6 protein-coding genes are annotated in these 7,505 nt (G+C 71.2%); 2 read left to right on the top strand and 4 right to left on the bottom strand.

The window, feature by feature from the left end; all coding sequences use genetic code 11:
- Nucleotides 1-319: 319 nt before the first annotated feature.
- Nucleotides 320-1,693 carry an aspartate aminotransferase family protein gene (locus A7A76_RS01750; RefSeq protein ID WP_206409583.1) on the top strand — a complete coding sequence of 458 codons (1,374 nt, stop codon included), beginning with the start codon at nucleotides 320-322 and terminating at the stop codon, nucleotides 1,691-1,693.
- Between the two features lie 61 nt (nucleotides 1,694-1,754).
- Here A7A76_RS01750 and A7A76_RS01745 read toward each other — a convergent pair whose 3' ends face one another.
- The 4 genes from A7A76_RS01745 to A7A76_RS01730 all read right to left on the bottom strand — a co-directional run bounded on the left by A7A76_RS01745 (nucleotide 1,755) and on the right by A7A76_RS01730 (nucleotide 6,424).
- Complete coding sequence (locus A7A76_RS01745; protein WP_206409582.1) at nucleotides 1,755-3,023, bottom strand: iron-containing redox enzyme family protein; 1,269 nt, start codon at nucleotides 3,021-3,023, stop codon at nucleotides 1,755-1,757.
- 356 nt (nucleotides 3,024-3,379) lie between these two features.
- On the bottom strand, nucleotides 3,380-4,489 hold the full coding sequence (locus tag A7A76_RS01740; RefSeq protein ID WP_206409581.1) for an alpha/beta hydrolase family protein: 1,110 nt from the start codon (nucleotides 4,487-4,489) through the stop codon (nucleotides 3,380-3,382).
- 282 nt (nucleotides 4,490-4,771) lie between these two features.
- Complete coding sequence (locus tag A7A76_RS01735; RefSeq protein ID WP_206409580.1) at nucleotides 4,772-5,602, bottom strand: alpha/beta fold hydrolase; 831 nt, start codon at nucleotides 5,600-5,602, stop codon at nucleotides 4,772-4,774.
- A gap of 120 nt (nucleotides 5,603-5,722) precedes the next feature.
- Entirely contained in the window at nucleotides 5,723-6,424 is a 702-nt protein-coding gene (locus tag A7A76_RS01730) for a pirin family protein (protein WP_206409579.1), read from the bottom strand.
- A 110-nt stretch (nucleotides 6,425-6,534) separates the two neighbouring features.
- Between A7A76_RS01730 and A7A76_RS01725 the strand changes: the two genes are divergently transcribed.
- Nucleotides 6,535-7,455 (top strand): LysR family transcriptional regulator, encoded by a 921-nt coding sequence (locus tag A7A76_RS01725; RefSeq protein ID WP_206409578.1) that lies wholly within the window; start codon nucleotides 6,535-6,537, stop codon nucleotides 7,453-7,455.
- Nucleotides 7,456-7,505: the final 50 nt, after the last annotated feature.

The following is a 7,505-nucleotide window of genomic DNA, read 5'->3' as shown; positions in this document are numbered from 1 at the left end:
GGGTGGCGCACGGCGCGCATCGTGCGCGCCGCCCTTCGGGTCTACGGTTGCCTGTGGCGAGTTTGGGACGGCGGGGGGAGCGAAGATCAACGGCAACAGCAACATGGATTCCGGCTTTCGCCGGAATGACGGGTTGGGAGGGCGTTGTCGTTGTATCGGCGCGGTCGCGGTTTGCGCCGCTCCTGCAGGGGCTTGGGCGGGTTTCGGATGCGATGGTGGGGGTAAGCGGCGACGGCGATACGGGGGTGTGTCGGAACGCCGGGCGCGTGCGGGGGCGCGGTGCGATGATGCGGGCATCCACAGCCTGAGGAGTCCGCGTATGACCGCTGCCACCGAAACCGCCGCGCCGCAGGCGCCGGAGCGCTCCGCGACCTGGCGCGACGATCGCCGCCATGTGCTGCATTCGTGGTCGGCGCAGGCGCAGATCGATCCGGTCGTGGTGGCCGGCGCGCAGGGCGCGTGGTTCTGGGACGAGAACGGGACGCGCTGGCTGGATTTTTCCAGTCAGTTGGTCAACGTCAATCTCGGCCACCAGCATCCGGCCCTGGTCGAGGCGATCCGCGAGCAGGCGGCCACGCTGTGCACGATCGCGCCGTACCACGCCAACGCCGCCACCGCGCAGGCCGCGCGGATGATCGCCGAGGTCGCGCCGGGCGATCTCGACCGGGTGTTCTTCACCAACGGCGGCGCCGAGGCGGTGGAGAACGCGGTGCGCATCGCCCGCCAGCACACCGGCCGGCACAAGCTGCTGGCGATGTACCGCAGCTATCACGGCGCCACCGCCGGCGCGATCACCCTGACCGGCGATCCGCGCCGCTGGAACGCCGAGCCCGGCCTGCCGGGCGTGGTGCGGTTCTGGGGGCCGTATGCGTACCGCTCGGCGTTCTATGCGCAAACGCCCGCGCAGGAATGCGAGCGCGCGCTGGCCCACCTGCAGCAGACGCTGGAGCTGGAAGGCGCGCACACGGTGGCGGCGATCCTGCTGGAGTCGGTGGTCGGCGGCAACGGCATCCTGGTGCCGCCGGACGGTTATCTGCGCGGCGTGCGCGAGTTGTGCGACCGTCACGGCATCGTGCTGATCGCCGACGAAGTCATGGCCGGTTTCGGCCGCTGCGGCGAATGGTTCGCGATCGACCATTGGGGCGTGGTGCCGGATCTGATCACCTTCGCCAAGGGCGTCAATTGCGGCTACGTGCCGCTGGGCGGGGTGATCGTCAGCGAGCGCATCGCCCAGGCCTATCAGCAGCGGCCGTTCCCCGGCGGGCTGACGTATTCGGGCCATCCCTTGGCCTGCGCCGCGGCGGTGGCCTGCATCGGCGTGTATCGCAGCGAAGGCTTGATCGAGCGCGCGCGCCGCATCGGCGCCGACATCATCGGCCCGGCGCTGGCGGCGATGGCCGAACGCCATCCCAGCATCGGCGAGGTGCGCGGGCTCGGCGCGTTCTGGGCGATCGAGCTGGTGCGCGACCGCGCCAGCCGCGAACCGCTGGTGCCGTTCAACGCGGGCGGCGCGGCCAACGCGGCGATGGCCGAACTGGTGGCGGCGTGCAAGCGCGGCGGGGTGTGGCCGTTCGCCGCCGGCAACCGCCTGCACATCGTGCCGCCGCTGAACATCGGCGAAGACGAGCTGCGCCATGGCCTGACCGTGATCGACGAAGCGCTGGCCGTCGCCGACCGCTACGCCGCCGACTGAAGCACCGCCGGCTGAAGCGACGCCCGCGGCCGGCGCAATGCGCGCCGGCCGCGGGCGCGGTTCACGCCGCCGCGGCTTTCTCCACCAATCCGTCCAGTCCTTCCATCTCGCGCGTGTGGCTGGCGAAGATCGTCGCGAACACCTCGTCGTGGTTGCGGAAAGCCTTGAATTCCAGGGCGTTGCCGCTGGGGTCGTTGAGGAACATGGTGGCGTGCTCGCCGGGCAGGTCGCGCATGCGCACGTGCGGCGGGTCGACGAACGCGTAGCCGTGGCGCTTGATCCGCTCGGCCAGCGCACTCCAGTCGCGCCAGTTCAGATTGATGCCGAAGTGCGGCACCTTGACCGTTTCGCCGTAGAACGCCGAGCCGAACGCGGCATCGCCGACGGCCGCCTGCGGCGCCTGGTGGATGACCAGGTGGTGGCCGTAGAAGTCCAGGTCGATCAGGTTCCTGGTCGAGCGGCCCTGGCCGGCGCCGAGCACGTCGCAGTAGAACGCGCGCGCGGTTTGCAGGTCGTGCACGCCGATGGCGAGGTGGAACTGGGCGATGGGCGCTTCGACAGGCGGCGCGCCGCGCGCGGCCGCCGCCGGGTCGGGGGCGGTGGCGGCGGCGTGGATGTGGCCCCAGAACGCCTGCCACGCGGCCATGCTGTCGCGATAGCCGCGTTCCAGCGCGGCGACGCTGCCGGCGTCCATGCCGCCGATCTCCTCGCCGATCAGCGCGCGCAGTTTCTCGCGGTGGGCGATGTCGTGCTCGCCGACGTGCAGTTCCCAGAACCTCCAGTCGATGCGCTCGCGATGTTCGCGCACGTAGGGATTGCGGATCAGGTGTTCGTAGAGCTTGGCCAGATACACCTGGCAGACGCATTCGCCGCCCATGCCGCGCAGGCCGACGCCGTAGGCCGCGGGGGCGCCGGGCGCGGTCAGCGCGGCGCGGGCCGCGTCGAGCAGGGCGAGGTTGGCGGTCAGCGCCTGCCGCTCGCGATCGCCGTGTTCGATGCCCAGGCTGGCGAGGAAGTCGTCGTAGAGCTGCGGATGCGCCTGCGCGGCGTCGCCGCTGCCGAGTTCGTCGAACAGGATGTCGGCGAGGAAGCTGCGCATGCGCCCGGGCGGCAGCCGCGCGATTAGCAGGGCGATGTCGGCGATGTAGTAGTCGGTGAAGCAGCGGTACTGGGCCAGCAGCGAGAACAATCGCGGCGGGCTGGCGGTTTCCACGAACGCGAACAGGGCGCTGGCGTGGTCGACGGTCTGGCGTTGCAGATCGTCGGCGAGCGTCCAGAACGCGCGCAGGTCGAGGGGCGAGCGCGCCGCAGGCGCAAGGTCGGTCTTCATGGCGATGGTCCGTCCTATCGTCGAGGTGGACTGAAGGACGCCGGCGGCGGGCGCCGGCGGCGGTTGCCGCGATGGCGCTGGTGGCCTGGATGTGCTCGCGACGAGGCACGCGGTGGTGCCGCGGCCAATCGAACACAGACGGACGGACGCGCCGATTGCGGCGGTCACGAAAGAGAACATTGCCGACAATTTCATGCGAAACGCATGGGCCGTTGTGCGCCGCAGCGAAGGCGGCGGCGCGGCCCTCGCCGTAGCCCCTTGTAGGAGCGGCGCGAGCCGCGACCGCGACATCACGCCTGCGTCGAAAGTGCGGTGTCGCGGTCGCGGCTTGCGCCGCTCCTACAGGGGTTGCGGGATCAGCGCGGCGGTTTGCCGAGGGTGCGTTCGAACAGCTTCAGCGCCTGCGCGATGGCGGTGCGGTGCGCCAGTTCCTGCGGGCCGGTCTGCGCGCAGATCGGGAGTTTTTCCCGCCCCGCGGCGGTGCAGGTCGACAGGAACGCGTAATGCCCGACCTGCGGCAGCGCGGTCAGGCGCGCGCCCGGGATCGCGTCGGCGGCCGCGCGCGCGTTGCTGGCCAATGCGGCCACGGTGTCGGCTTCGCCGGAGACGATCCGCACCGGCACATCGATGCCGCGCAGGCTGTCCGGCGTGAACGCCTGCACCAGCGCCGGCGCCATCGCGAACACGGCCTTGAGCGCGGGCAGCGCATGGTCGGCGCCGGCGGTGGCTTCCAGCGCGGCCACGTCGGGGCGCTGCAGCGCCTTGCGCATGTCGTCCTCGGTGATCGCGAATTCGATCTGCGGCCGGCACACGCCGTCGTCGGGATGGGCATGGCAGAAGTCGAGCAGGCGCTGGCGGTCGAAACGCGCGCCGGCCAGGGCCAGCGCGGTGAAGCCGCCGGCGGAGAAGCCCGAGGCGGCGACGTTGCCGGCGTCGATGTGCGGGCCGAACTGCGGATCGGCGGCGACTGCGGCGAGCGCGCGCTTGAGGTCTTCGGCGCGTTCCCACCACAGGATCGCGCCGGGCACGGTCATGCGGTCGACGCCGTTGTTGCCGGGATGGTCGACGCCGATCACCACATAGCCCGCCTGCGCCAGGGGCGCGGCGAACCAGCCCATCATCCGCGCGCTGCCGCCGAAGCCGTGCGAGAGCAGCACCACCGGGCGCTTGCGGCCGGGCGCGTCGGCGGCCAGCGGGGCGTCGTCGGCGAGCGCGGCGACGCGGAACAGCGGCGCGTCCGGCGGTCCGAGCGCGATCTCCTGCGCGGCGCTGCCGGCGCGGGCGGGATACCACACGGTTACGCGCAACTGGTCGCGCCCCTCGGCGTCGCGCGCGGCGGCGCTGGGCTGGGTCGCGACGCGGTGCGTTTCGGCGGCGACGTAACCCGCTTTGGCTGAGCTTGCGGCCGGCGTCGACGCGAACAGGGACGAGGCCAAGGCCAGTGCGGCGAGCGGCTTGAGCTTCATGCGGTCTCCGAAGGCGGGCGTGTGCGGCAGCCGAGCGCGGGCGCGAGCTGGGATCACCGCGATGCGGCACGCTAGCACGCGGCTTCGGCGAGCGTCGTAGGCCGGAAGTGTTGACGGGCGACCGCTTCGTCGCGGTCGCTTCCTGTAGGAGCGGCGCAAGCCGCGACCGCGAAACCACGCTTGCGTCGCAGGCGCGATGTCGCGGTCGCGGCTTGCGCCGCTCCTACAGGGATGCTTCGCCACTGCGGCCTCTCCTGCGGATGCGGGAGAGGCCGAGCGAGGTCAGGACCTGAGGAAGTCCAGCAGATCCTGGTTGAGCTTGTCCTTGTGCGTATCGGTCAGGCCGTGCGGCGCGCCCGGGTACACGATCAGCTTGCTGTTCTTGATCAGCTGGGCCGAGGCGCGGCCGGCGGCGTCGATCGGCACGATCTGGTCGTCGTCGCCGTGCACGATCAGGGTCGGCACGTCGAACTTCTTCAGATCCTCGCGGAAGTCGGTGGCCGAGAACGCGGCGATGGAATCGTAGGTGTTCTTGTGGCCGCCCCACATGCCCTGCACCCAGAACGAATCGATCATGCCCTGCGAGGGCGTCGCGCCTGCGCGGTTGAAGCCGAAGAACGGGCCGCTGGCGATGTCCTTGTACAGCTGCGAGCGGTCCTTGATCGAACCCACGCGCAGGCCGTCGAACACTTCGATCGGCAGGCCGCCGGGGTTGTCGGCGGTCTTGAGCATCAGCGGCGGCACCGCCGAGATCAGGCCGGCCTTCTTGACCCGCGCGGTGCCGTGGCGGCCGATGTAGCGCGCCACTTCGCCGCCGCCGGTGGAGAAGCCGAACAGCGCGGCGCCCTGGATATCGAGGTGTTCGAGCAACTGCGCCAGGTCGTCGGCGTAGTGGTCCATGTCGTTGCCGTCCCAGGGCTGGCTGGAACGGCCGTGGCCGCGGCGGTCGTGGGCGATGACGCGATAGCCGTGCGAGGCCAGGAAGAACATCTGCGATTCCCAGCTGTCCGAACTCAGCGGCCAGCCGTGGCTGAAGACGACGGGCTGGCCGTCGCGCGGGCCCCAGTCCTTGAAGTAGATCTGCACGTCGTCGCGGGTGGTGAAGGTGGCCATGGCGTAAGGCTCCGGGATAGCGGTGGGAGAGGAGGGCTGAAGGGGAACGGGTAGCGCAGGTCCGCGCCGCCGCGGACGGCGGCGCGGGTAAGCAGGAGTCGCGAGGTTGCGATGCGGCGGTTACGGCGCAGTGTCGACCAGCACCACTTCGGCGTCTTCCGACGCGGTCACGCGAATGCGCGCTTCGCCGCGGATCGCCGCGCCGTCGCGGGCGTTCACCGCCACGCCGTTGACCTCGACCGCGCCCTTGGCCGGCACCAGGTAGCCGTAGCGCTCGCCGTCGAAGGCGTATTCGGCCGATTCGCCCTTGGCCAGGGTCAGGCCGAGCACGCGGGCGTTGGCGCGGATCGGCAGGGCGTCTTCGTCGCCGTCGATGCCGCTGGCCAGGACCACGAAACGGCCGCCGCGGTCGTCCTTGGGGAAGGGCTTGGCGCCCCAGGTCGGCGCGCCGCCGCGGGCGTCGGGGATGATCCAGATCTGGAAGATCCGGGTCGTCTCCGGCTCCAGGTTGTATTCGGCGTGCTGGATGCCGCTGCCCGCGCTCATCACCTGGACGTCGCCGGCTTCGGTGCGGCCGCGGTTGCCGAGGTTGTCCTGGTGGCTGATCGCGCCGTCGCGGACGTAGGTGATGATCTCCATGTCGGCGTGCGAGTGCGGCGGGAAGCCGGTGTTGGCGGCGATGGTGTCGTCGTTCCAGACCCGCAGCGCGCCCCAGCCCATGCGCTTGGCGTCGTGGTAGCCGGCGAAGGAGAAGTGGTGCTTGGCGTCGAGCCAGCCGTGGTTTTCGCCGCCGAGGCTGGCGTAGGGGCGCAGTTCGATCATGTCGGCGTTTCCTTGTGTGTGAGGCGATGGGGAAACGATAGGTCTGCGGGATTGGGTTTAGAATAGAAACGATAGAAAACCATCGTTTCCAATAATGGTGTAATCAGGCCATGATCCGACTGCCCGACCTGGAAGCCTGGGCGATCTTCGCCAAGGTCGCCGAACTGGGCTCCTTCGCCCGCGCGGCCGAGGAGCTGAGCCTGTCGCAGGCGACCGTGTCCAAGGCGGTCTCGCGCCTGGAAGCCCGGCTCAAGACCACCCTGCTGCACCGCACCTCGCGGCGGATCTCGCTGACCGAAAGCGGCCGCGCCGCGCTCGAGCGCGCCGCGCGGATCCTGGCCGAGGGCGAGGCGGTCGAGGCCGAGGTCACCGCCCAGGCGCGCAGCCCGCGCGGGCGGGTGCGGCTGGCCGCGCCGATGTCGTTCGGCGTGGCCCACCTGGCGCCGCTGTTGCCGCAATTCATGGCCGACTATCCCGAGATCGCGCTGGACATCGACTTCGACGACGGCGTCACCGACCTGGTCGGCGGCGGCTACGACCTGGCCCTGCGCATTTCCGCGCTGGCCGATTCGAGCCTGCTGGCGCGGCGCCTGTGCGGCGTGCGCATCGTGCTGGTGGCGGCGCCGGCCTACCTGGACGCGCGCGGCCGGCCCGGCCATCCGCGCGAGCTGGCCGGACACAGCGCGCTGGCCTACGCCTACTCGCGCTTCGGCAACGCCTGGCGCTTCCGCCACGCGCGCCATGGCGATTTCTCGCTGAGCGTGCCGGCGCCGCTGCGGGTCAACAACGCCGAAGCGCTCAATCCCGCGTTGCTGGCCGGGCTGGGGCTGGCGCTGCAGCCGGAGTTCCTGGTCTGGCGCGAGTTGCGCAGCGGCGCGCTGGAGCAGGTGATGCCCGACTGGGCGCCGCCGCCGATCGCCCTGCACGTGGTCACCCCGCCGGGGCGGGCGCGGCCGGCGCGGGTGCAGGCGCTGATCGAGTACCTGGCGCGCGCGTTCGAGCGCGCGCCGTGGGCCGATCCGCAGGGGTAAGCCGTACCGCCCGCGCGGCTTCGCCCGCGCAGGGGCGGCGGCGTGCGGCC

The organism is Lysobacter enzymogenes, assembly GCF_017168095.1.
Lineage (GTDB): Bacteria > Pseudomonadota > Gammaproteobacteria > Xanthomonadales > Xanthomonadaceae > Lysobacter > Lysobacter enzymogenes_D.
The sequence above is the reverse complement of the archived record's forward strand: the minus strand, read 5'-3'. Positions and strand labels throughout refer to the sequence as shown.

What these genes read in the sequence shown, in the direction of transcription:
- A7A76_RS01740 (WP_206409581.1), bottom strand. Translation starts at nt 4,489, where the DNA reads ATGAAGCTCAAGCCGCTCGCCGCACTGGCCTTGGCCTCGTCCCTGTTC.
- A7A76_RS01750 (WP_206409583.1), top strand. Translation starts at nt 320, where the DNA reads ATGACCGCTGCCACCGAAACCGCCGCGCCGCAGGCGCCGGAGCGCTCC.
- A7A76_RS01730 (WP_206409579.1), bottom strand. Translation starts at nt 6,424, where the DNA reads ATGATCGAACTGCGCCCCTACGCCAGCCTCGGCGGCGAAAACCACGGC.
- A7A76_RS01745 (WP_206409582.1), bottom strand. Translation starts at nt 3,023, where the DNA reads ATGAAGACCGACCTTGCGCCTGCGGCGCGCTCGCCCCTCGACCTGCGC.
- A7A76_RS01725 (WP_206409578.1), top strand. Translation starts at nt 6,535, where the DNA reads ATGATCCGACTGCCCGACCTGGAAGCCTGGGCGATCTTCGCCAAGGTC.
- A7A76_RS01735 (WP_206409580.1), bottom strand. Translation starts at nt 5,602, where the DNA reads ATGGCCACCTTCACCACCCGCGACGACGTGCAGATCTACTTCAAGGAC.